We start from the raw sequence: 22577 nt of genomic DNA, 5'->3' as shown, positions 1-22577 counted from the left end.
CTTCCCTACCCATTATCGTTCGGCGCTTTGGCCCATTTTGCGTATGGCGTCAACCACGGCGGCCAGCCCCATGCTGAGCGATCCCTTGACCAGCACGATGTCGCCTGCGCCCAGTTCGGAGCGGATGTCACGGGCCAAATCTTCGGATGATTCAACGCATTGGCCGCGTTTTTCCGTGGGCAGCGCCTGCCAGAGGTGTTGCATCAACGGACCGATGCAATGCACCCGGTCTATCTCTTTCATGGCCTTGGACGCAGCCAAGGCCGCGTGCAGGTCCGGGCCTGTGGGGCCCAGTTCCTTCATGTCGCCCAGGATCGCGATCCGGCGGCCCGCGCCTTGCCCGACCGGCGCAGCCGCCAGCACCTCAAGCGACGCGGCCATGGAGGCCGGGTTGGCATTGTAGCTGTCGTCGATCAGTTCCAGCGCGGTGTCGCTGTGCTGCGCATCCAGCAGGATGCGCTGACGTTCGCCGCGCCCGGACACCGGCGTCCAGCGGCCCAGCGCGGCAATGGCCAGCGCCCGATCACAGCCCAGTTCGTCGGCCACGGCCAGCACGCCCAGACCGTTCATCGCGAAATGCCGTCCCACGGCGGCGATCTTGTAGAGCAGGTCAATGCCCTCGGCCTGCGCCTGCGCCACGGTCGTCTTGTCGGTCATCCGGACCGAGGCAAGGTGGTGATGCGCAGCTTCGGTTTCGCCGAATGTGAGAATCCGCGCGTCCTGCGCGCGGGCCTTGTCCTGCAAAATCTGCGCGGTGGGCACATCGGCATTCAGCACCGCCGCCCCCCCGGGGTCCAGACCGTCAAGGATCGCTGCCTTTTCATGGGCGATGCCTTCGACACTTTCAAAGGCTTCGAGATGCGCGGGGGCCACGGTGGTGATCATCGCCACATGGGGCCGTGCCATGCGCGAAAGCGGCGCAATCTCGCCGGGATGGTTCATGCCGATCTCGATAACAGCGAATTCGGTGTCGGCGGGCATCCGGGCGAGCGTCAGCGGCACGCCCCAATGGTTGTTATAGCTCGCCTCGGCGGCATGGGTGCGGCCAAAGGCGGAGAGCACCGTGCGCAGCATCTCCTTGGTCGAGGTCTTGCCGACCGAGCCGGTGACGGCCACGACGCGCGCGTCGGTACGTGCACGGGCGGCACGGCCCAGCGCCTCCAGCCCCTCAAGCACGTCACCGACGATCAGCAGCGGCGCGGTCTCGTCGAGCCCGTCGGGAATGCGCGACACCAGCGCGGCGGCTGCGCCTTTTTCCAGCGCTTGCGCAACGAAATCATGCCCGTCGCGCGCCGCCTTCAGCGCCACAAAGAGATCGCCCGGTTGCAGGGTACGGGTGTCAATGGAGACGCCGGTCGCGGTCCAGTCACTGGTCGCACGCCCGGATGTGGCGGCGGCGGCCTCGGCGGCAGTCCACAAACTCATGGCATGGCTCCGTCAAGCGCAGAGACGGCTACGCTGGCCTGTTCCGCATCGTCAAAAGGATACACGGTGTCGCCAATGGTCTGGCCGGTTTCATGGCCCTTGCCACAGATGAGCAGCGCATCGCCCGGCCCCAGCGCGTCGATGCCGCGCAGGATCGCCTCGGCCCGGTCGCCGACCTCCTTCGCGTCCGGCCCGGCACCTTCCAGCACAGCGGCACGGATGGTGGCGGGGTCTTCGGAGCGGGGGTTGTCATCGGTCACGATCACCAGATCCGCGTGGTCCCGCGCCGCCGCCCCCATAAGCGGGCGTTTGGCGCGGTCGCGGTCCCCGCCTGCCCCGACAATGGCGATCAGACGGCCCATTACATGCGGGCGCAGCGCGGTCAGCGCGGTTTCCACAGCATCGGGCGTATGGGCGTAATCCACAAAGGCCGCCGCGCCATTGGCCCGCGTCGCGGCAAGTTGCATGCGCCCGCGCACGGTGCGCAAGTCGGGCAGCGTATCGAACACCTGTGCCGGGTCCTCGCCCGCTGCGATCACAAGCGCTGCGGCCATCAGCACATTCTCGGCCTGAAAGCCGCCAATCAGATTGAGCCGGGTCTGGTGCGTCACGCCGCGAAAGGCAAAGCGCAGGTCCTGACCGGTCGCGTCAAAGCGCTGCGCCAGCACCTGCAGGTCATCCTCTGGATCATGACCGATCCGCATCAGCGCCTGGCCGCGCGAGGTGACGATGGGCGCAAGGCGTGCGACCCCTTCATCGTCCATGTTCAGAACGGCCACCCCGTCATCGGGCAGCACGCGGGTAAAGAGCCCGGCCTTGGCGGCGAAATAGGCGTCAAACGTCTCGTGATAATCCAGATGATCCTGGGTGAAATTGGTGAAGCCCGCCGCGCGCAGTGTCACGCCATCAAGACGGCGCTGCTCCAGCCCGTGGGACGAGGCCTCCATCGCGGCGTGGGTCACTCCGGCCTCGGCGGCACCGGCCAAAGCCCGGTGCAGGGTGATCGGCTCGGGCGTTGTATGGGCCAATGGGGCCTCCCATGCGCCTTCGACCCCGGTGGTGCCAAGGTTGACGGCAGGCACATCCAGCAAGGTCCAGATCTGGCGGCAAAAGGACGAGACCGAGGTTTTGCCATTGGTGCCGGTCACGGCCACCGTATTGGCGGGCTGCGCGCCAAACCACAAAGCGGCGGTGTAGCTGAGCACCTGGCGCGGGTCTTCGGCGATGATCAGCGCGGCGTCATACACGTCCAGTTCGGCCCGCGCAATCTCGGCCCCTTCCGCATCGGTCAGGATCGCCGCCGCCCCCATGCGCAGGGCGTATTGGATGAACTCGCCGCCATGCACCCGTGTGCCGGGCAGCGCGGCAAAGAGGAAGCCGTCCTTGACCTCGCGGCTGTCCACGGCCAGCCCGGCGATCTGCGCCTCGCGCCCGCCCAGCGCCGACAGGCCCAGTTCGGTGAGTGATTTGGTGTTGCCCATGGCCCCCGCCCTTAGTTGCTGGACAGCGTTATACCAGCGAGCGATGCAGGTTCAATTGCAGGCCGCAGGCCCAAAAGCGGGGCAAGCCGTTCGATCATCTCGGCGGCCACCGGCACGGCAGTCCAGCCCGCGGTGCGGCGCAATTCCCCGGCGGCGTGGATTTCAGGCTCGTCCAGCACGAGGACCAGCACATATTTCGGATCTGAGATCGGGAAGATCGAGGCAAAGGTCGCGATCACCTTGTCCTCATAATAGCCGCCGGTTGGCTTTGGCTTGTCGGCGGTGCCGGTCTTGCCCGCCACGCCATAGCCCGGCACATCCCCGAAATTCGCGGTGCCATCGGGATGGGACACGACAAGGCGCAGCATGGCGCGCGAGGCCTCAGCCGCTTGAGCGGACAGCACACGCGGCCCGTATTTTGCACTGTTCTGGCGCAGCAGGGTCGGTTTTACCGTGTAACCGCCATTGGCAATCGCGGCATAGCCCGCGGCCAGATGCAGCGGCGAAGTGGAAATGCCGTGGCCGTAGGAAATGGTCATGGCGCTCAGCTCGGACCAGTTGGGGGGCAAAAGCGGCTTGGCGCGCTTGGCCTCCTGCAACTCGACCGGGGTGATGTCGAGAAATCCAAGCTGTTCAAGGAATTCCTTCTGACGCGTGGCGCCCACCATCTGCGCCAGCCGCGCAGTGCCGATATTGGAGGATTTCACGATGATCCGCGTCACGTCGAGTTCGCGCCCGTAATTGTGGAAATCGCGGATCTTGTGCTTGCCCCATTTCAGTGGCCCGCGAATGTCGATCATGGTGGACGGGTTCACAAGGCCAAGGTCCAGCGCCTGCGCGCTGGCGAAAATCTTGAAAGTGGAGCCAAGCTCATAAACCCCCTGCACCGCGCGGTTGAACAGCGGGCTGATGGACGGGTCATTGCCGGTCGCGGGCAGCGGGCGGTCATTGGGGTCGAAATCGGGCAGCGAGGCGAGCGAGACAATCTCGCCGGAATGGGCATCCATCAGCACCATCGCCGCGCCCTTGGCGTTCATGATCTTCATGCCGCCATAAAGCACCTTTTCCGCCGCTGCCTGAATGGTCAGGTCCAACGACAGCTCCAGCGGCGCACCTTCCCGCGCCGGATCACGCAGGACGTCATCATAAAACCGCTCGATCCCGGCGGTGCCCACGACTTCGGCCGAATGCACGCCCTCTTGCCCGAACCGCGTGCCGCCCAGAACATGGGCCGCTATGGGGCCGTTGGGATACAGCCGCATTTCGCGCGGACCAAACAGAAGACCCGGCTCGCCGATGTCATGCACGGCCTGTTTTTGTTCGGGGCTCAGCTTCTTGCGCACCCACAGGAACTTGCGGTCCGAGGTGAAGCGTTTCTTGAGGTCCGCCACGTCGATCTCGGGGAATATCTTGCCCAGTTCCTCCGCCGCGCGCTCCGGCTCGATCATCTGTTGCGGATGGGCGTAAAGCGAATGGGTTTCCATATTGGTGGCAAGGATGCGCCCCTTGCGGTCCACGATATCGGCGCGCTGCGCAACGATCGAGGCCCCGCCCGACGCCGCGCGCGGCTCGGCGGGCTCGGACGCGGCCAGATCACCCATGCGCGCACCGATCACCATAAAGGCGCAGAAGAACATGATCCCCAGCAGCAACAGGCGCTGTTCGGCCCGCACCCGCAGCTTGTCGCGCATCTCTTCATGGCGCAGGCGGATGTTTTCGCGTTCGATGGCGTCGGGATTTTCGCCTTTTTGCCGGGCCTCTAGAATACGGGCCAGCGGGCGCAGCGGCGTGCGGATCATTCCTCTGCCCCCTGGCTGGAGACATCCACCGGCGTTGTGATCGGCAGGTCCGTGTCAAAGACCTGGGTCGGAAAGGCCACCTGATCCACGCGACCGAAATGGTCGGGACGCAGCGGCAACAGCCCGAGGCGGGTAAAGTTCAGCTCGGCCAGATCGCGCAGCCTGTCGGGACGGTTGAGATAGGCCCATTCCGCGCGCAGCACCGAAAGCCGTTCGCGCGCGGCCCCGATCTCGCGCTGCAATTGTTCTGTTTCCTCAATGGCTTGCTGGGTCTTGTAGTTTTCGTGATAGGCCCAGAAGGCCAGACCGATCAGCATGGTCGCGGTAACAAGATACAAAAAGAATTTCATCGGCGTGCCCCCTTGTGTTGCGGGGTTTTGAGTTGCGGCATGGAAATGGTTTTGGGATCAACGCGGCCCGCCGGAATATCCGTGCGCCGCGCCACGCGCAGCCGGGCCGAGCGGGAGCGCGGGTTTTCCTCAAGTTCCTGATCGTCCGGGCCCACCGCCTTGCGGGTCAGAATGTCGAACTGCGCCGGTGTGGCTTCGGCCTGAGGCGCGTAGCGGTTGGTATTGCCGGAATGGCCCGCGCGCGCGGTCAGGAAGCGTTTGACCATCCGGTCCTCGATGGAATGAAACGTCACGACCGCCAGAATGCCGCCGGGTTTAAGGGCCGCTTCTGCGGCCATCAACCCGTTGAGCAGTTCCTTGTATTCGTCATTTACCGCGATGCGCAGCGCCTGAAAGCTCCGGGTGGCGGGGTGGCTCTGGCCCGGCTTGGCGCGCGGCAGGGAGTTTTCGATCACCTCGGCCAGTTGCAAGGTGGTTTCAAAGGGCTGCTCTTCGCGCGCACGGACAATGTTTTTGGCAATCCGCCGCGAGGCGCGCTCTTCACCATAGGTAAAGAGGATACTGGCCAGTTCCTCGGCCGAGGCGGTATTGACCAGATCGGCGGCGCTCACGCCCTCCTGGCTCATGCGCATGTCCAGCGGCCCGTCCTTCATGAAGGAAAAGCCCCGGTCGGCGCGATCCAGCTGCATCGAGGACACACCCAGATCCAGCACCACGCCGTCCAGGTCGCTGGCCACGTCGTCGAGACGGGAAAACACGGTCTGCACGCATTCGATCCGGTCGCCATAGTCGCCGATCCAGTCGGCGGCGAGTTCAAAGGCCAGCGGATCGCGGTCAATCGCGGTCACCTTGTCGGCCCCGGCCTCGAGCAGCGCACGGGTATAGCCCCCAGCGCCAAAGGTGCCGTCCAGCCAATGGCCAGTGATGGGCGACGCCGCCGCGATCAGCGGGCGGATCAGAACGGGGATATGCGGGGCTTGATCAGTGGCGCGGGCAGCGGCGGCCATGGCTCAGCCCTCTTTGCCATCAAGGAAGGAGAGCGGATCGAAATCGTCCGGCAATTCGTCCAGCCATTCCTCGGTCTTGGCCAGCTCTTCCTGTTCATAGGTCTCGGGGTTCCAGATCTGGAACGTGTCACCGGCAGCGATAAAAAACGCCTCTTTGTCCAGCGCGATCTTGCCCCGCAGCTTTGCGGGCAGGACGAGCCGCCCGGTCTCATCCACATTGGTGGGATAGGACTGACCATGGAACAGCCGCTGGAGCATCTTGCGCTCCATGGATCCGCGCGGCAGTGCGTCGATCTTGGCGTCCACCTCGTCGATGGCTTCCATGGTGTAACATTCAAGGTAATTGCGGCGATGATCGCCATAGACGATCACAAGCTCGGGGTTTTCACCGGATTTCCAGTTGGGATCGGCGGCTTCGAGCACACGGCGAAACGAGGCCGGGATCGATACCCTGCCCTTCGCATCCACCTTGTGGTGGCTTTCGCCTCTGAACCTGCGGCTCACTGCCTTGTCCCTTCGTCGCGCCCCCGCGCTGTCTGTCCCCGGTGGTGGTGAATAAAGAAAACGGCGGGTTGATCTGCTGCCACTGATCAACCCGCCGCCCTCGTCCCGCCTTGCGGGAAGTCCAGCTGCGCGCGCCACCTGGGGGGATGTCTGCTCGCCCGCGCGCCGGATCTCTTGTCACGATGAAAGCGGTTGCCTGTATGAAACCATTTTTTGTTTTTCTGGGAGTTCAGATCGGGGTCTTTGCTGCCCCTTGTCCGTCCCTCATCGTGTAAACAGGGATGCCATGGGATTTCATGGAAATCAACACCCTTGTGAGGGAAATCACCACTACACCTTGTCCGAGGCCCGTGCGGGGATCAAGATATTGGGGTGAATTTCAGGCCGTTTAGGACATTTCTAGCGGAAGACTACGCCAATCAACACAATATATAGACACATCACAGCCCGGCCATTTCGCCCCATAAAATCCCAGAAAATTTCGGATCATGGGGCAAAAATCCAGAAAACCACCGCGCCAAAACGGAGAATCTTCCGAAATTCCGCGTAATATTGATTCGTTTTCCGCTCTCGCAGGCCGTCGCGCCCCATTGTTCCCATGGTTTCCCGTAAGGTCCATGAAATCCCAAACCGGCCCCAAAAGCGACGCCCGCCCCGACCGCGCTCAGTGTCGCCTATATAAGATGTGTGCCGCAGAGCGCGTATCGCGTTGAATTGGAATCACCTTATAGCCCGGACAGCCGCGACCGGGGTCCCGGGCCAGGTTTTCAGCGCGCCCAAAAATTGGAACCGCCGCCACAGAAACTTGCAGTGTCTTTCGGCATCGCAACTGTGGCGCGAATTTTTCCGACTTTTGTGGCGTCCTGCCCGCTTTTCAACCGCAAGACTCATGCATTTGCTGCATAGCAGCATTGAACCTTTGGAGGATTGTGCACGTGCAGCATTGGGTTACATTGAGATCAACAAACGACACGCCAACACAGGCAGCGACGACAATGGCACATGTAACGAACACCAGCTACTCCCAAACCGGTTTGTTCCACCGCGTGACCGGGCTGATTGCGGATCTGAAGCAGCGCTACGCAGCTTACCGCGTCTACCGCACCACCCTGCGTGAACTGCAGCAGCTGAGCACCCGCGAGCTCGCCGATCTTGGTCTGAGCCGCTCCGAAATTCGCCGCGTGGCCTACCACGCAGCCTATCACTAACGACAGATCAGAGGGCTCTCTCCTCCTCCCTGAGCCTTCTGTCTTTTGCGGCGGCATCTTCCTCCTCCCTGATGTCGCCGCCCTTTTACACCGGACCGAATGGTCCAGAAATTTTTCCGGGCCCTCCTCCCAATCAGCCCGGGAAGATGAAAGAGCAAAGGCCCTCCTCCCTTTTGGCCCACGCTCTGACATAGGTAGCGCTCCTCTCCTCCTCCCTTCGGAGCGCTGCTGATAAAAAACGGCGGCACATCCTCCCTTGTGCCGCCGTTTTCTTTTTCAGCTCTTTGTTTTGTAGACGTCAGCCCCAGGTCGCGGGGTCCAGCCGGAAAAGCCGCGCCAATTGGGCATATACCTCTGGCGCCTCGCGCCTCAGCGCCGCGGGTCTTTCAAAAAACAATTCGACCGCCACGGCAAAAAATTCCTCGTGACCGGTTGCGCCATAGGCGTCGATCACCGTTTTGCGGCCCGTCTCCACCCGGCGCACATGGGCTTCAAAGGCTTCCAGAAACGTCCGTTCCCATTCGGCAAAGCTCTGCCCCGGCCCCAGCAGCGGCACGCCGTTCGTCGCCCCGGACAGCGCGTCGAACTGATGGGCGAATTCATGGATCACCACATTATGCCCATCGCGATCATCGCGCGCGCCGCGCTCGGAGTGTGACCAGGACAACACCACCGGCCCATGCAGCCAGCTTTCACCGGTGCGCACCACCTCTTCCTCGGTCACCACATAGCCGTCATGGTTCTGCTGCACGGATTTGAACGCGCCGGGATAGACCAGAATGGTGCTCAACCCGTCATACCAGGCGTCACTGTTCACCACGAGAAGACAGGCCTGCGCGGCGATGGAGAGCCGCATGCCGTCATCCACCTCAAGCCCGTTGCAGCCGTGAAAGTCCACTTGTTCAAGGAAACGATGGATTCTGCCTTCCAGACCGGCCCGCAACTCAGGCGGCAGCCTCTGGGTGATCGGCACCTGTTCGGCGATGACACGGCGTTGCGCATCGTCCAGCGGCGTGGCCAGCAATTCTGCGATGACCTGCTTGCGTTGCATGCGGCGCAGAACGAAGAATGCGACGCCCGCCACAACCAAGATCAGGAAAAGGTAAGGCATCGGCACATCCCCGGCGCGCGTCAGGCGTTAAAAGGGCACGTCATCCGCGCCCGTGATAAAGCGCGCCACCACCTTTTTCGTGCCCGCCTTTTCAAAATCAATCTCAAGCTTGTCACCTTCGATCCCTACGATCGCGCCATAGCCGAATTTCTGGTGGAACACCCGTTCGCCCATGGTGAAGCTGGACACCGCGTTCATGTCGATCACCGTATTGCGTGCCTCGCTGGGCTGGGACATGGGGCGCTGGTTCTGACGCTCCTGCAAGCGCCGCCATCCGGGGGAGTTGTAGACATTGGCCTCGGCCACGCGGGCATCGATGCTGGAGGTCTGCGTCTGCCCTCCGCCATAAAGCCCCGGGGGCGTCAGCACCTCGACATGCGCCTCGGGCAGTTCATCAATGAAGCGAGACGGCATCTGTGATTGCCACTGGCCATAGACCCGGCGGTTGCCCGCGAAACTGATGGTGCAGACCTCTTCGGCGCGGGTGATGCCCACGTAAGCGAGGCGGCGTTCTTCCTCCAGCCCCTTGAGCCCGCTTTCATCCATCGAGCGCTGCGACGGGAACAGACCGTCCTCCCACCCCGGCAGGAAGACGGCGGGAAATTCCAGCCCCTTGGCCGCGTGCAGCGTCATGATCGACACTTTCGCGCCACCATCATCACTTTCATTATCCATGACCAGCGCCACATGTTCGAGAAACCCTTGCAGGTTCTCGAACCCTTCCAACGCCTTGACCAGTTCCTTGAGGTTTTCGAGCCGCCCCGGTGCCTCCGGCGTCTTGTCGTTCTGCCACATGGTGGTGTAGCCGCTTTCATCAAGGATGATTTCGGCCAGTTCCATATGGGTCAGGCTTTGGTCGCCGGTCATGCGGCCCCAGCGGGTCAAGCTGTCGATCAGTGTGCCCAGTTCCTTGCCGCCCTTGCCCTTGATCGCGCCGCTCTCCACCGCCAGCCGCGCCCCTTCGACAAGGTTCACGCCGTTTTCGCGGGCCAGCCGCTGGATCGTCTGCTGCGCCTTGTCGCCAAGGCCGCGCTTGGGCGTGTTCACGATACGCTCAAAGGCCAGATCATCCTCGGGCGAGGTCACGACGCGGAAATAGGCCATGGCATCGCGGATCTCCATCCGCTCATAAAAGCGCGGCCCGCCAATGACGCGATAGGGCAGACCAATGGTCAGGAACCGGTCCTCGAAAGCGCGCATCTGGTGCGAGGCGCGGACAAGGATGGCCATGTCGTCCAGTGAGTAGGGTCGCATCCCGCGGGTGCCACCCTGCATCGCCTCGATCTCTTCGCCGATCCAGCGCGCCTCTTCATCACCGTCCCAATGGCCGATCAGGCGGACCTTCTCGCCCTCGTCGGCGTCGGTCCAAAGCTCCTTGCCCAACCGCCCCTTATTGCCCACGATCACCCCGCCAGCGGCGGCAAGGATATGCGGCGTGGAGCGGTAATTTTGTTCCAGACGGACCACCTTGGCCCCCGGAAAATCCTTTTCAAAGCGCAGGATATTGCCCACCTCGGCCCCGCGCCAGCCATAGATCGACTGGTCGTCATCGCCCACGCAGCAGATATTCTTGTGCCCGCCCGCGAGCAGCCGCAGCCAGAGATACTGCGCCACGTTGGTATCCTGATACTCGTCCACGAGGATAAACCGGAACCAGCGCTGATATTGCGCCAGAACGTCGTCATGGGTCTGGAAGATGGTCACGCAATGCAACAGCAGGTCGCCGAAATCGCAGGCGTTCAGCTCAAGCAGGCGTTTTTGGTATTCCCTATACAGCGAAACCGCCTTGCCATTATAGGCGCTGGCCTCCGCGCTGGGTACGTTATCGGGCGTCCACGCCCGATTTTTCCAACCGTCAATAATGTGCGCAAGTTGTCGAGCAGGCCATCGCTTGTCATCAACCCCTGCTGCCTGCACCAATTGCTTGAGCAACCGCAGTTGGTCATCGGTGTCAAGGATTGTAAAATTTGACTTGAGATGTGGCCCACTCGACTGAATGATCTCGTTTTGGATTATTGGCTCAGCTTCTGCTGGTCGTGGCACTGGACCGAGATCATATGGATCTTCTGGATCTTCGCCGTGCTCTGTCAATGCTGGCTGAGTTTTTCGAAGAACCGGAACTGCTGTGACCAGTTCCGCATGACGCCGGAGCAGTTTCACCCCGATCGCGTGGAACGTGCCCATCCAAGGCATGCCCTCGGCCGGTTGGCCCAACAGCCGCCCCACCCGGTTCTTCATCTCGCGCGCGGCCTTGTTGGTGAAGGTTACCGCAAGGATTTCATTGGGCCGGGCGCGGCCCGTGTTCAGCAGATGCGCAATGCGGGTGGTCAGCGCCTTGGTCTTGCCCGTGCCCGCGCCCGCCAGCATCAGCACCGGGCCGTCCAGCGTTTCCACCGCTTCGCGCTGCGCAGGGTTCAACCCGTCAAGATAGGGCGCGCCACGCGCGGCCATGGCACGTTGCGACAGGCTGCCCGCCGCTTCAAAGGCATCGATATCGTCAAAACTGCTCATGCCCGCAGAGTAACGCGGGCAGACACGGATGAAAAGCGGTGTTCAGGTTTCGTTCGCGAACAATTTCCGCTTATGACGCCGCTTGCGTGCCGCCGCCCGAGGGAATCCCATCCGGCTTCACATCCGGGCGCAGCCAGTCGAACCCGGCAAGGAACTTGCGCACCTGTTCCTGGGTCCTTGGATCGTCGCTGCGATCCGGGCTGCGCGGCGGAACAAGTTTGTAAATGGAAAACACCGTCTTGCGCAGGCTGTCGGGAAGATCGGACGGGTCATGATAGGCCATGCGCCATCCGGAAAAGGCGCGCTGCTTGGCATAGCCTTTGGACACGATGGCAAGCCCACGATGCCGTTTGTCCCGGCCGATCAGGGCAAAGCATTTCTCGACATTGTTCTTGGGGCCTTCGAGCACCTGAAAGAATTTGCCCTCATGGGTGATTAGCATGCCCGTCAGCTGCAATAGCGCGTTGTTACGGCGCGATACCTCCAAAACCCGGGCGAGATCGGCCTTGGTGAAGCCGGGGATCATCTCACTGGTATAAAACATCTGGTAGAACATGGTCTTTCCAAACCCTTCCCTTCGCAACGCGTCAGGTAGCAGAAAGACAGAAAAAAGCTAAGGATTGGTTACTTAAGCCTTTATTAAAAATGGACTTTACCGAGAGGCCAGGTCCTGATTCATCCAGATCAGCGTTGGCCCGTCCGCCGCCAGCGCGGCCTTCACCGCCGCTTGCAGATCACTCAATGTGCCCGGCTCTTCCGAACGCGCGCCATAGGCCTCGGCCAGCACGCCAAAATCCGGATTGTGCGCCACCACCGCATTGGGCGCGATCTGGCTGGCGACCATCGCGTCCTCGATCTCTTTCAGCTTGGCATTGTCCCAGATCAGGATCACCAGCGGCAGGCCCAGTTCGACCGCAACGCCGAGTTCCTGCAGCGTGTACTGGAAGCCGTAATCCCCCACGATGGCCACAACCGGATGACCGGGCCGCCCCAGCGCCCCGCCAATCGCGGCGGGCAACGCGTAGCCCAGCGTGCCGAATCCATATGGATGATGCCACAGCCCCGGCGCGTCCATATCCCAAACCTCTTTCGCGACATAGGCGAACTGGGTCATGTCGGAATAGATCAGCGTGTCGGGCGGGATCACCGCGCGCAGCGCATCACAGACCGGCACGATGCCGGGGCGCTCCGCATCCGTCTCGGCCCGCCAGCGCGCGCGCGTCTCGGCCACCTGCGCGGCATCCCATTTCGGCGGCTGGTCATCGACCCGCGCCGGAATGGCGATGCTCAGCGCGCGAAGCAACGCCCCTGCATCCCCCTGAATCGCCATGTCGCCGGGGCCGCATTGCGCCAGCACCTCCGGGTCGATGTCGATGCGGATGGTCCGGCAGGTCTGGCCGGGCGTGTCGCGCCACAGATCCACCTCGGACAGCTCCGTTCCCACTGCGATCAGCAGATCAGCTTCGGCGAAAATCGCCGCCGAGTCGGGACGCGCGAGGTAAGAGCCAAAACTCAGGGGGTGGTCTGCTGGCACCAGACCGCGCCCGGCATAGGTGGTGAAGGCCGCCGCGCCGGTCTGTTGCAAGAGCGCAGGGACCGCCGCCGCCCCACCGCGCGCACCGCCGCCAAAGACAAAGAGCGGTTTCTCTGCCGCCAGCACCGCGTCGATCAGCGCGGTCATATCCGCATCGCGGGCTTTCGGGCGGGCGGGCGGGACCGTAGCCGAAGGCCCAGACTCACATGGTGGGACGGCCTGACCGCCTGCAAGGGCAATCGGCACCTGAAGATGTTTCGGGCGGGGCCGCGCGGTGGCGAATTCCATGAACGCCCGGTCAATCAGCGCATAAGCCGCCTCTGGGCCGCGCGCCTCTTCGGACCAGTCGCAGACCGTTTCCGCCGCCGCGCGCTGATCCTTCATCTGGTGCAACTGCCCGCGCCGCGCCGCGGTCTCATCAAGACAGGATGAGATCATCAGCACCGGCACCGAATCCGAATAGGCCTGCCCCAGCGCCGTCATCGCATTGCAAAGCCCCGGTCCGGTGATCACATAGGCCACGCCGGGCTTGCCGCTGGCGCGCGCATAGCCATCGGCCATGAAGCCCGCGCCCTGTTCATGCCGCGCGAGCACATGGGTGATCCCCGCCTCTTCGATGCCGCGATACATCTCGATATTATGCACGCCGGGAATGCCGAAGATCACATCCACGCCCCGCGCCTTGAGCATATGCGAGATCTGCGCGCCAAGCGGACGTTTGTTGCCGGTCATGTCAGGCCCTCCAGAAATTCACCGTCAGAATGGCGTAAACCGCCAGAAGCTCCAGCCGCCCGATCAGCATCGCCGCCGAGAGCAGCCATTTGGCCGTGTCGTTGAGCGCGCCGAAATTGCCCGCCGGGCCGATCGTGTCGCCCAGCCCCGGACCGACATTGGCCAGCGCCGTGGCCGCGCCCGAGATCGAGGTGACGAAATCCAGCCCCGTGGCGGACAAGAGCACCGACAGGATACCCATGGACACCACGAAAAACACAAAGAACGACATGACCGAGGACAGGACATCATCGCTCACCGGGCGGCCCTCATACCTTGGGGTAAAGACGCCGTGGGGCGAGCGGATACGCTTGAGCTGCACCCGGATCGAGGCGAACAATAGCTGGTAGCGGAAGATCTTGACAGAACAGGCGGTCGAGCCCGCGCAGCCGCCCACAAGACCAAGGAAAAAGAACACCGCCACCATCATCGCGCCCCAGCCCATGTAATCGACGCTGGCATAACCGGTTCCGGTCAGGATCGAGGTGATGTTGAACAGGGCCTCTCTCAGCGCCTGTTCCGGGCCATAGCCAAACCGCAGCATCAGGAAACCGGCCGAGCTGAGCACGACAAGCACCAGCACCAGCACGAACCCGCGCACCTGTGCGTCGCGAAACAAGGGGCGGGTCGAGCCGTTGATCAACTGCACGTAGCGCACAAAAGGCAGCGCCGCGAGCACCATGAAGATCGCCGCGACATATTCCAGCGGCCCGGTGAACGCGCCAAAGGACGCGTCATAGGTGGAAAAGCCCCCGGTCGCGATGGTGGTGAGCGCGTGCACCGAGGCGTCAAACGCCTCCATCCCAAAGAGCATGTAGAGCAACGCGCAGATCAGCGTGAGGCTGACATAAATGACCGAGATCTGCGAGGCGATCTGGGTCGCGCGTGGCAGGATCTTACCCATCGTGTCAAAGCCTTCCGCGCGGAAAATCTGCATCCCACCGACCCGCAGTTCGGGCAGGAACACCATGGCGACAACAATGATCCCGATCCCGCCCAGCCATTGCAGCAGCCCACGCCACAGCAACAGGCCCTTGGGCATGTCATCCAGACCGGAAAAGACCGTGGAGCCGGTGGTGGTCAGCCCCGACATGGCCTCAAAGAACGCGTCCACATATCGCGCATCCGTTTCGCCAATCACGAATGGCAACGCCCCAAAGACAGGCAGCGCAAGCCAGACGCCCGTGGTCAACAAAAAGGTCTGTTGGATCGACAGCCCTTCCTTGACCCCGTTGGAACAGGCCAGCGCAATCAGCCCGCCCGAGAGCATGGTGATGACGCCGCTTTCCACGAAAACAGGCCAATGGCCGCGCCCCTCGGCCACGTCCACAAGAAACGGCAACAGCATCATGGCCCCCAGAAAGGCCACGAGCAAACCGATCACATATCCGACGGGGCGAATATCAAACATGAGGCCGAGCGTTGGCCCGCCCCGCCGGGGCTGTCAAGCGGAACGCGACCTGTCAGGCAGCGAACATGTCGTCGAAGACGCGGGCCGGGATATCAACGCGCCTGAGCCCAATCTCGCGCAGTTCAGCATCACTGAGCGATTCAAGCCCGGCCACCTCGCCCATGCGGGCGCGCATCAGGGTTGCGGCATTCACCCCCTGACCCAGGTTGGCGAAATAGGCATCCAGCCTCTGGCGCCAGCCGGGATGAGGGTAGCGGAGTTGGACATTGTTCATCTGCATTGGAAACCTCATGCGTTATCGTTTCGGTTTCCTCCCTGACAGTGAATGTAGGGTTGGTTTGTCATGATGCGATTAACAGTTTCGCGAATATCGCGTTTTTCGCTCATGCTGCGCCAGGCGTTACATCAGAAACGCGGCGTAATGCATTGTTGTAAATTACATAAATACAAAGGATGGCGTGCCTGACGCGTGTTAAAATGCAACAGGCAAGCGCCAAGCCGGGAGGTCGGCAGGGATCAACCGACGTGGAAAAACGACGCAAAGTAGCGTGGATCGATGCTCGATTGCGCAAATGTCTGCCCCGAGGTCAGCACCGAAATCGCGTCATGCGAATGCAGGCTTTCCTGATGGCTGGCGGCAACGCGGAAATCGCCGACACGGGCATCCGCTTGCAATTGCTCACAAAACAGGCGCGCGGCGTCCTCAACAAAGATCGGGTTGGCGGCATTCAACTCTGCAAAGGCCTGTTCGTCCTCGCGTTTGACCATCACCTGTGTTTCCGTCGGCACGGCGCGGCGGCACATGTCGATCAGATCCTCGAACCACAGGCATTTCGCCCCGGTCACCTCGACCGAGATACGCGCAACGGAGCGCTGCGAATGCGGAGTGGCCAATTGGCCCCTCTCCCGGCGCGCATGTTCGGAAAGTTCAAGCGAACACGGGCAAGTCGAGCTGTAAACATAATCCAGATGTACGATTTTCTTACGCTCTCCATCCTGCTCCACCAGTTCCAGAGCGATGTCATAATACTGGTATCCACTCAGCCCGGACCGCAAACTGTCCACTTTTACGGGGAAAGAAAACCGCGTCTGGATGCGCGCATCGATGCTTTCGAGATCGGCCTTGTAATCGTCCAGCGCCGCTTCGATCACGCCAAAGGAAAACGTCTTTTCCGCGTGCTTGTAGAAGCTGCGCATAATGCGCGACATGTTGATACCCTTCTTGTCGGCATCAAGGCTGACGGTCCCCGTGACCGAGGTCTCAAGGGTCAGATCACCATTGTCGCGGGTATGGTAGCGGATCGGCAGGCGGAAATTCGAGATACCGACATGCTGAATCGGTTCATTTGCCCCGCGGATCAGGGATGCGGGGCCATTCTGCAAATCGGGCAAGGAGGCTTTGTAGTCGGCGTCTACGGCGAATTCCGGGTCATAGATCCGCGCCAGCGCCGGATAGGCCAGGCTGTCAACCCCGCCAACAAGCTCCATGAGATCCCGTACCGTGTCCGGATCCCGTGCCCCCTGGGCCACAGCCCAGTTGCGCAGCAACTCAGCGGCTTTTTCCGCCTCTTCGCGTGACGGCTGGTTTTCAAAACCCGGCGTATGGATATTCATGGCATGGTCCCCCTTGCGACCTCGCGTGACAGGTATCTATGCACTTAGCGCGCATATTTCCAACACATATCATTCATACGCAGGGAAACCGGCGCCGGATCACCCGGACCCGACGCCTCTTCAATTAAATCCGATCAATCGGTGCCCGAAGACGAGTCATTCGTGGCCGCGGCGATCAGGATCAGAAGTGTCATGCCGCCCACGACGCCCAGCGCGGTGCCATCGCCTTGGGTGGCAATGAACGGATCAGCGTCAGTTGCGTCTTGCGCGATCGCCGGCAGCGCGGCCAAGCTTGAAACGGCGAGACATGCCGTGAGTGTAAGTGCCTTCATGTGAGGTTCCCTCTATCCTGATGGTTGCATCGAGACCTCTATCGCGCAGCACCCACGGTCGCGCCAGAAAAGTCTTGCCTCCCCTGCTGCACCGGCGGTTATTCGCCCGGTTCCACAGAAAGCGCCGCGCGGATATCCGCCAACAGGTCCTGCGGATCTTCCAAACCGCAGCTCAGACGAATCAACCCTGGCGTGATTCCCAAGAGCTTTTTCTGATCGTCCGGCAACCGCTGATGGGTGGTGAACGCTGGCGGCGTCGCAATGGTTTTTGCATCACCCAGATTGTTGGAAATCACGATGATATTCAGCGCATTGAGAAAGGCAAAGGCCGCATCGCGCCCGCCCTTGATCTCAAACGACAGGACCGTGCCGCCCGCACCCATCTGTGCATTTGCCAGATCATGCTGCGGATGTGACGCGAGACCGGGATACAAGACGCGTGAGAGTGCCGGATGACCTTCCAGCGCTTCGGCCAGCATCTGCGCGGTTGCCGTCTGGGCGCGCACGCGAAGATCCATCGTCTCAAGCCCTTTGAGCAGCACCCAGGCATTAAACGGGCTGAGCGCGCCGCCGGTATGTTTCATATAGGGCTCGATCTTGCCGCGGATCAGTTCCTTTGACCCCAGGATCACTCCGCCCAGCACCCGGCCCTGGCCGTCCATATGCTTGGTAGCAGAATACGTCACGATATCAGCGCCTTGCGAGATGGCCTTAGAGTAAATCGGGGTCGAGAACACGTTATCCACAACCACCAATGCGCCGACCTCATGCGCGATCTCGGAAACTGATTTGATATCAATAAGTTCCAGCGTGGGGTTACTCATAGACTCGAAGAAACACAGACGTGTTTCGGCGCGCACCGCCGCGCGCCACTGATCAAGATCGGTACCATCGATAAAGGTCACCTCGACGCCGTATCGAGGCAGGATGCTGTCGAGAATGTAGTGACAGGATCCAAACAGCGCCCGCGCCGCAACAACGTGATCCCCGGCCTTGAGCATGGCGCATAGGGCCCCGTTCACCGCCGCCATACCGGAGGCGCAGGCAAAAGCGTCTTCGGCCCCTTCCAGGGCGGCGATACGGTCCTCGAACATGGCCACGGTCGGGTTGCCATAGCGCGCATAAATGAATTCGTCCGGCCCGGCTTCGATAAACCGCGCCTCGGCCTGTTCCGCACTGTCGTAGACGAACCCCTGGGTGAGGAAGAGCGCTTCGCTCACCTCGTTATATTGCGAACGACGTGTCCCGCCATGCACCAGCTTGGTGCGGCTGTTCCAATCATTGCTCATGTGCTGTTCCCTTCAAAACAAAAGCCCCCGGGCGCGGTCAAGCGAACGGGAGCTTTCGTTCTCTGACCTTTTAGCGGAAGTGTTTTTACGTGGCCCGCAATCCGGTAACAAATCGCCACGCGACTGGTGTACGGTGTTGCCGTAATGCGGTCAAGTGCGTCACAGTGCTGTAACCGCCCCTTCATCGACGCGTCATAGCCTGCCCCTATCAGCGACCTGGGTAACATCACGGGGACCGGTATGGCGCTCTTGAGGGTGAACGCGCATGGCACGGAGCCGGTCCTGCACCGCTCGCCGCAGCCCGTCGGACCGGTGATAGCGCAGGCCCTTGAGAACACGCCCGGTCCCGTCACGATCCTCGTGCATGGTTTTCGCTATCGTCCCGGACGCGTCTGCCCGCATGAGCATATCTTTGCCTTGTCGCCCGATCCCGCGTGTCGGCGCGTCATAAGCTGGCCACGTCACCTGGGATATGGTCATCATGGGCGTGATGACCCGGGCGTTGCGATCTGTTTCGGATGGAATGCCCGCGGAACGGTCAGTGGCGCCTATCAGCGCGCAATCACAGCCGGCCGCGCGCTTGCAAAACTCGCGTCCCGGATCAAGGCGGCGCACCCGGCCCGTCCCGTGCATGTGATGGGCCATTCAATGGGTGCGCGCGTCGCGTTGCGGGCGCTTTGTCATGCCTGCCCAGGCACATTCGATGTTCTGGTCCTGCTGTCTGCCGCTGAATTCACAGCTCCGGCACAGGAGGCTCTGGCCACGCCCGCGGGTCAATCCGCTGACATTCTGCATGTGACCAGCCGGGAAAACACGGTCTACAACGCGTTGCTGGAATGCTTCGTCGCTCCGGAAACAAGGGGGGACCGGGCGCTCGGTGCGTTTTCGGGGCACCCGGGCAGGTTCCGAACCGTTTGGATCGACGACACCGAAACCCTGTCATCCCTGGCCGCGCTTGGCTTCCGGATCGCCCCGCGCGACAAGCGGATCTGCCATTGGTCGACCTACACGCGTGCCGGTGTGTTCGGCCTGTATCGCGCGGTTTTGTCGGGCAAACTCCCCCTTTCCACACTGGATGCCGCACTCCCTGCCCTGCGGAGAGATTCGCCGCGCGCATCACTGTTGGACAGTTCAAGCTGGCGCGCCCGGTGGTCGACCGCGGAACGGGTGTGAGCGCAAAACCCTTGCCCCCGCAGCTGCGCATGCAAGAAACCGTCTGAAATTTCCAAAATTCGCCTTGTTCCCGTCCGTCGTCACCATTAAACGGGTCGACGGAGACGTGGCCGAGTGGTCGAAGGCGCTCCCCTGCTAAGGGAGTAGGCGGGAAACCGTCTCGAGGGTTCGAATCCCTTCGTCTCCGCCATTTGGCCTTAATATTGCTAGAAAAATTATGATTTTTCAGGTAATACCCCACAACTTACCCCACAAAGGAAATTCGCTTGGTTGCGCCTGAACGGTGAACAGCGGCTTCATATCACCTCGTGTCGCATATCTCAGGTGCAGGCCTAGGATGTGTCGCGGATGACGGTGTATCGGGTATGGTTCGTCGAAAAAAGGATACATCAGTTTAAGGGGGTGGCCAGAATCAAGCCTGCACTGCAACATGACACGCCTAAGCAGGGAGCAGAGACGATATGAAACAGTGTGCGGATTGCGGCACTCAGATTGGGATCCTAAATTCTTTTGGACCTGGAGGAACGCTTTGCAAAAAATGCAATGTGGCACGTTTGCGTGGAGAAGAAACGCCGCAAATTATGGAGCACAGGGAGCACAATGCTGAGATAGAAGAAATCCTGATCACCACCGAAATGCAACCCGATATAGCAATACGAGAGAGGATCACAATCGTGACCGCAGAGTGCGCATACGGCATGAATGTTTTCAAAGATATTTTTGCATCTGTCCGCAATGTCTTTGGAGGGCGCTCGGAAGCGATTCAAAAGACAATGCGAGATGCGCGTGAAACCGTTTTGTTCGAATTAAAGCGCGAGGCACATGCGGTCGGTGCTAATGCGGTTGTTGGCGTCGATTTAGACTATACACAGATTGGCGATAGCGGGTGGAACATGGTCATGTTGATTGCCAGTGGAACAGCAGTTGTCGTCGATCAGTAGTATTGAACAGGTCCCCTAATCCCAGATGGACTTAGAGACTTTACTCGTACTTGCCGCTGTGTTCGCTCCAGTGGTTTTGTACGTCATCCACTCATCATTCCTAGACAAGACTGACGAGGGAATGATGGCAAGGTACCGCGCCCGGCTGCGGTCCTTGGACGTGACCGCATAAATGGGGCAGTACAAGACGGCGGTTTCGGTCAAATCCAGCGCCAAGCCTTCGGCGGCTACCCGCTTGAAATAGCCCGGTTTCTTGCAAAGCCGATCCGGTTCAAGCAAAGTCGCGCCAGACAAAGCGGCTCCCGGACGCGCTTCGCTGCAGGCGGCATTCACCGACCGGATAAGGCGCACGGACCCAATAGGCACCACTCAGAGGCCCCAATGCCCCAACCCTGTATCATCTGCGTCGCGATCACCGGATCGGTCGCCCAAAAGTCCGACAACCCGGCCGTTCCGATCTCGATTTCGGAACAGGTCGAAAGCACCCATGCGTCCTTTGAGGCGGGTGCCAGCATCATGCATGCCCATGTGCGCAATGACGATGGCTCGCCCTCGTCCGATCCGGAAAAATTCGCAGCGCTCAAGGAAGCGGTGGAAACACACTGCCCCGGCATGATCATTCAGCTCTCTACCGGCGGGCGTTCGGGCGCGGGACAGGCGCGGGGCGGTATGTTGCCGCTTCGGCCCGACATGGCATCGCTGTCGGTGGGATCGAACAACTTTCCCACCCGGGTCTATGAAAACCCGCCGGATCTGGTGGACTGGCTGGCCTCCGAGATGCTCGCCCATGATGTCAAACCCGAGATCGAGGCCTTTGACCTGAGCCATATCTTCCACGCCAAACTGATGGCTGATCGCGGGCAATTGGCCGGAACCCCCTATGTTCAGTTCGTCATGGGGGTCAAAAACGCCATGCCCGCCGATCGCGAGGTGTTCGATTTCTACGTGCGCAGCGTGCACCGTTTGTTCGGTCCGGATGCCCCGTGGTGCGCGGCAGGTGTCGGGCCCAATCAGATCAGGTTGAATGACTGGGCGATTTCTTCGGGCGGCCATGCGCGCACCGGGCTGGAAGACAATGTGCGGCTGGATAAATCAACGCTGGCCCCGTCCAATGCCGCGCTGGTAGAGCGCACTGTTGAGCTGTGCGAAAAATACGAGCGCCCGGTGGCAAGCTGGCGTGAAGCGCGTGAGATCCTGGGACTGCGCGCTGTGGATGTGGCCTGAACCGGGACGGGCCACGGACGACACGGTCGCCGATCTATCTGAGGATCAAGGCACCGCGCACAGCCCGACCGCCTGAAACGAAAAAGGCGTCCCGCAACGGGACGCCTTGTAGCGTGAAACCTCCGACCGGGGTCAGAGCTGTTCCATCACCTCGTCCGAGGCTTCGAAATTCGCGGTCACGCGCTGCACGTCATCATCATCTTCCAGCGCGTCGATCAGCTTCATGAGCTTCTGCATGCCCTCAAGGTCAAGCTCGGTCGTGGTGGTGGGTTTCCAGATGAGCTTGGTGCTCTCGCTCTCGCCCAGTTCCGCCTCCATCGCCGTGGACACGTCGTTCAGGTCGGTATCCGCGCAATAGACCACATGCCCGTCCTCCGAGCTTTCGACGTCCTCCGCCCCGGCCTCGATCGCGGCCATCATGACCGTGTCCGCATCCCCCACATCTGCCGAGTAGATGATCTCGCCCTTGCGCTCGAACATGAAGCCCACCGACCCGGTCTCGCCCAGATTGCCGCCCGCCTTGGTAAAGGTGGAGCGCACGGTCGACGCGGTGCGGTTGCGGTTGTCGGTCATCGCCTCGACAATCACGGCGACGCCGCCGGGGCCATAGCCCTCATAGCGGATTTCCTCGTAATCGTCGCCTTCGCCGCCGGTCGCCTTCTTGATGGCGCGCTCGATATTGTCCTTGGGCATGGACTGGCCCTTGGCCTCTTTCACCGCCAGCCGCAGGCGCGGGTTCTTGTCGGGATCGGGGTCGCCCATTTTCGCGGCCACGGTAATCTCTTTGGACAGCTTGGAAAAAAGCTTGGACCGAAGCTTGTCCTGCCGCCCTTTACGGTGCTGAATATTCGCCCACTTACTATGGCCTGCCATGGGACCCCTCGTCTCGTCT

20 protein-coding genes, 1 tRNA gene and 1 riboswitch are annotated in these 22577 nt (G+C 61.4%); of the genes, 5 read left to right on the top strand and 16 right to left on the bottom strand.

Annotated elements, in window-relative coordinates; translation table 11 throughout:
• Window positions 1–12 precede the first annotated feature (12 nt).
• Genes PGB28_RS03435 through mraZ form a run of 6 tightly spaced genes read right to left on the bottom strand, consistent with a single transcriptional unit; the run spans window position 13 to window position 6566 of the window.
• Entirely contained in the window at window positions 13–1425 is a 1413-nt protein-coding gene (locus PGB28_RS03435; RefSeq protein ID WP_271420085.1) for a UDP-N-acetylmuramoyl-tripeptide--D-alanyl-D-alanine ligase, read from the bottom strand.
• The gene (locus PGB28_RS03430; protein WP_271420084.1) at window positions 1422–2906 is read right to left on the bottom strand and encodes a UDP-N-acetylmuramoyl-L-alanyl-D-glutamate--2,6-diaminopimelate ligase; all 1485 of its coding nucleotides are present in this window, start codon (window positions 2904–2906) and stop codon (window positions 1422–1424) included. Before PGB28_RS03430 ends, PGB28_RS03435 begins: the two co-directional genes overlap by 4 nt.
• 11 nt (window positions 2907–2917) lie before the next feature.
• Window positions 2918–4705 carry a peptidoglycan D,D-transpeptidase FtsI family protein gene (locus PGB28_RS03425; RefSeq protein ID WP_271420083.1) on the bottom strand — a complete coding sequence of 596 codons (1788 nt, stop codon included), beginning with the start codon at window positions 4703–4705 and terminating at the stop codon, window positions 2918–2920.
• Window positions 4702–5055 carry a cell division protein FtsL gene (ftsL, locus tag PGB28_RS03420; RefSeq protein ID WP_271420082.1) on the bottom strand — a complete coding sequence of 118 codons (354 nt, stop codon included), beginning with the start codon at window positions 5053–5055 and terminating at the stop codon, window positions 4702–4704. The genes PGB28_RS03425 and ftsL overlap by 4 nt, the downstream gene beginning before the upstream one ends.
• Complete coding sequence (gene rsmH, locus PGB28_RS03415; protein WP_271420081.1) at window positions 5052–6062, bottom strand: 16S rRNA (cytosine(1402)-N(4))-methyltransferase RsmH; 1011 nt, start codon at window positions 6060–6062, stop codon at window positions 5052–5054. Before rsmH ends, ftsL begins: the two co-directional genes overlap by 4 nt.
• 3 nt (window positions 6063–6065) lie before the next feature.
• Window positions 6066–6566, bottom strand: a complete 501-nt coding sequence (mraZ, locus tag PGB28_RS03410) for a division/cell wall cluster transcriptional repressor MraZ (protein ID WP_271420080.1) — start codon at window positions 6564–6566, stop codon at window positions 6066–6068.
• A gap of 995 nt (window positions 6567–7561) precedes the next feature.
• Here mraZ and PGB28_RS03405 point away from each other — a divergent pair.
• Complete coding sequence (locus tag PGB28_RS03405) at window positions 7562–7774, top strand: DUF1127 domain-containing protein (protein ID WP_271420079.1); 213 nt, start codon at window positions 7562–7564, stop codon at window positions 7772–7774.
• Window positions 7775–8072: 298 nt separating this feature from the next.
• Here the strand turns inward: PGB28_RS03405 and PGB28_RS03400 are convergent, their stop codons facing one another.
• The 9 genes from PGB28_RS03400 to metZ form a co-directional block, all read right to left on the bottom strand.
• A complete protein-coding gene (locus PGB28_RS03400) occupies window positions 8073–8885 on the bottom strand; it encodes a M90 family metallopeptidase (RefSeq protein ID WP_271420078.1) in 813 nt (270 codons plus the stop codon).
• A 27-nt stretch (window positions 8886–8912) separates the two neighbouring features.
• A complete protein-coding gene (locus tag PGB28_RS03395; protein ID WP_271420077.1) occupies window positions 8913–11396 on the bottom strand; it encodes an ATP-dependent helicase in 2484 nt (827 codons plus the stop codon).
• A 70-nt stretch (window positions 11397–11466) separates the two neighbouring features.
• Entirely contained in the window at window positions 11467–11940 is a 474-nt protein-coding gene (locus PGB28_RS03390; RefSeq protein WP_271420076.1) for a BLUF domain-containing protein, read from the bottom strand.
• A 108-nt stretch (window positions 11941–12048) separates the two neighbouring features.
• Window positions 12049–13662, bottom strand: a complete 1614-nt coding sequence (locus tag PGB28_RS03385; RefSeq protein WP_271420075.1) for a 5-guanidino-2-oxopentanoate decarboxylase — start codon at window positions 13660–13662, stop codon at window positions 12049–12051.
• Between the two features lies 1 nt (window position 13663).
• Window positions 13664–15112: a TrkH family potassium uptake protein gene (locus PGB28_RS03380; protein ID WP_271420074.1), complete on the bottom strand. Its 1449-nt coding sequence runs from the start codon at window positions 15110–15112 to the stop codon at window positions 13664–13666.
• 52 nt (window positions 15113–15164) lie between these two features.
• Window positions 15165–15386, bottom strand: a complete 222-nt coding sequence (locus tag PGB28_RS03375) for a hypothetical protein (protein WP_271420073.1) — start codon at window positions 15384–15386, stop codon at window positions 15165–15167.
• A 242-nt stretch (window positions 15387–15628) separates the two neighbouring features.
• Window positions 15629–16726, bottom strand: a complete 1098-nt coding sequence (folE2, locus tag PGB28_RS03370; protein ID WP_271420072.1) for a GTP cyclohydrolase FolE2 — start codon at window positions 16724–16726, stop codon at window positions 15629–15631.
• A gap of 134 nt (window positions 16727–16860) precedes the next feature.
• Window positions 16861–17058, bottom strand: a complete 198-nt coding sequence (locus PGB28_RS03365; protein ID WP_271420071.1) for a hypothetical protein — start codon at window positions 17056–17058, stop codon at window positions 16861–16863.
• Window positions 17059–17156: 98 nt separating this feature from the next.
• The gene (gene metZ, locus PGB28_RS03360) at window positions 17157–18347 is read right to left on the bottom strand and encodes an O-succinylhomoserine sulfhydrylase (protein WP_271420070.1); all 1191 of its coding nucleotides are present in this window, start codon (window positions 18345–18347) and stop codon (window positions 17157–17159) included.
• 50 nt (window positions 18348–18397) lie between these two features.
• Window positions 18398–18476, bottom strand: a riboswitch (SAM riboswitch).
• Between the two features lie 111 nt (window positions 18477–18587).
• Between metZ and PGB28_RS03355 the strand changes: the two genes are divergently transcribed.
• From PGB28_RS03355 to PGB28_RS03340, 4 genes are all read left to right on the top strand, one after another.
• A complete protein-coding gene (locus tag PGB28_RS03355; RefSeq protein ID WP_271420069.1) occupies window positions 18588–19520 on the top strand; it encodes a serine aminopeptidase domain-containing protein in 933 nt (310 codons plus the stop codon).
• A 100-nt stretch (window positions 19521–19620) separates the two neighbouring features.
• Window positions 19621–19710, top strand: a tRNA-Ser gene (locus tag PGB28_RS03350).
• A gap of 355 nt (window positions 19711–20065) precedes the next feature.
• Window positions 20066–20461 (top strand): YbjQ family protein, encoded by a 396-nt coding sequence (locus PGB28_RS03345; RefSeq protein WP_271420068.1) that lies wholly within the window; start codon window positions 20066–20068, stop codon window positions 20459–20461.
• A gap of 381 nt (window positions 20462–20842) precedes the next feature.
• Complete coding sequence (locus tag PGB28_RS03340; protein WP_271420067.1) at window positions 20843–21685, top strand: BKACE family enzyme; 843 nt, start codon at window positions 20843–20845, stop codon at window positions 21683–21685.
• Window positions 21686–21817: 132 nt separating this feature from the next.
• On the opposite strand, the gene PGB28_RS03335 is transcribed toward PGB28_RS03340, so the two are convergent.
• Window positions 21818–22558, bottom strand: coding sequence for a YebC/PmpR family DNA-binding transcriptional regulator (locus PGB28_RS03335; protein WP_271420066.1), 741 nt, complete (start codon window positions 22556–22558; stop codon window positions 21818–21820).
• Window positions 22559–22577: the final 19 nt, after the last annotated feature.

This window comes from Primorskyibacter aestuariivivens (assembly GCF_028023675.1).
GTDB classification, from domain to species: Bacteria; Pseudomonadota; Alphaproteobacteria; order Rhodobacterales; family Rhodobacteraceae; genus Marinovum; species Marinovum aestuariivivens.
Note: the sequence above shows the minus strand (reverse complement) of the source record. Positions and strands in the feature narration are given on the sequence as shown.

Coding starts and splice junctions, on each gene's coding strand:
- PGB28_RS03435 (WP_271420085.1), bottom strand. CDS start 1,425: ATGAGTTTGTGGACTGCCGCCGAGGCCGCCGCCGCCACATCCGGGCGT.
- PGB28_RS03430 (WP_271420084.1), bottom strand. CDS start 2,906: ATGGGCAACACCAAATCACTCACCGAACTGGGCCTGTCGGCGCTGGGC.
- PGB28_RS03425 (WP_271420083.1), bottom strand. CDS start 4,705: ATGATCCGCACGCCGCTGCGCCCGCTGGCCCGTATTCTAGAGGCCCGG.
- ftsL (WP_271420082.1), bottom strand. CDS start 5,055: ATGAAATTCTTTTTGTATCTTGTTACCGCGACCATGCTGATCGGTCTG.
- rsmH (WP_271420081.1), bottom strand. CDS start 6,062: ATGGCCGCCGCTGCCCGCGCCACTGATCAAGCCCCGCATATCCCCGTT.
- PGB28_RS03405 (WP_271420079.1), top strand. CDS start 7,562: ATGGCACATGTAACGAACACCAGCTACTCCCAAACCGGTTTGTTCCAC.
- PGB28_RS03400 (WP_271420078.1), bottom strand. CDS start 8,885: ATGCCTTACCTTTTCCTGATCTTGGTTGTGGCGGGCGTCGCATTCTTC.
- PGB28_RS03395 (WP_271420077.1), bottom strand. CDS start 11,396: ATGAGCAGTTTTGACGATATCGATGCCTTTGAAGCGGCGGGCAGCCTG.
- PGB28_RS03390 (WP_271420076.1), bottom strand. CDS start 11,940: ATGTTTTATACCAGTGAGATGATCCCCGGCTTCACCAAGGCCGATCTC.
- PGB28_RS03385 (WP_271420075.1), bottom strand. CDS start 13,662: ATGACCGGCAACAAACGTCCGCTTGGCGCGCAGATCTCGCATATGCTC.
- PGB28_RS03380 (WP_271420074.1), bottom strand. CDS start 15,112: ATGTTTGATATTCGCCCCGTCGGATATGTGATCGGTTTGCTCGTGGCC.
- PGB28_RS03375 (WP_271420073.1), bottom strand. CDS start 15,386: ATGAACAATGTCCAACTCCGCTACCCTCATCCCGGCTGGCGCCAGAGG.
- folE2 (WP_271420072.1), bottom strand. CDS start 16,726: ATGAATATCCATACGCCGGGTTTTGAAAACCAGCCGTCACGCGAAGAG.
- PGB28_RS03365 (WP_271420071.1), bottom strand. CDS start 17,058: ATGAAGGCACTTACACTCACGGCATGTCTCGCCGTTTCAAGCTTGGCC.
- metZ (WP_271420070.1), bottom strand. CDS start 18,347: ATGAGCAATGATTGGAACAGCCGCACCAAGCTGGTGCATGGCGGGACA.
- PGB28_RS03355 (WP_271420069.1), top strand. CDS start 18,588: ATGGCGCTCTTGAGGGTGAACGCGCATGGCACGGAGCCGGTCCTGCAC.
- PGB28_RS03340 (WP_271420067.1), top strand. CDS start 20,843: ATGCCCCAACCCTGTATCATCTGCGTCGCGATCACCGGATCGGTCGCC.
- PGB28_RS03335 (WP_271420066.1), bottom strand. CDS start 22,558: ATGGCAGGCCATAGTAAGTGGGCGAATATTCAGCACCGTAAAGGGCGG.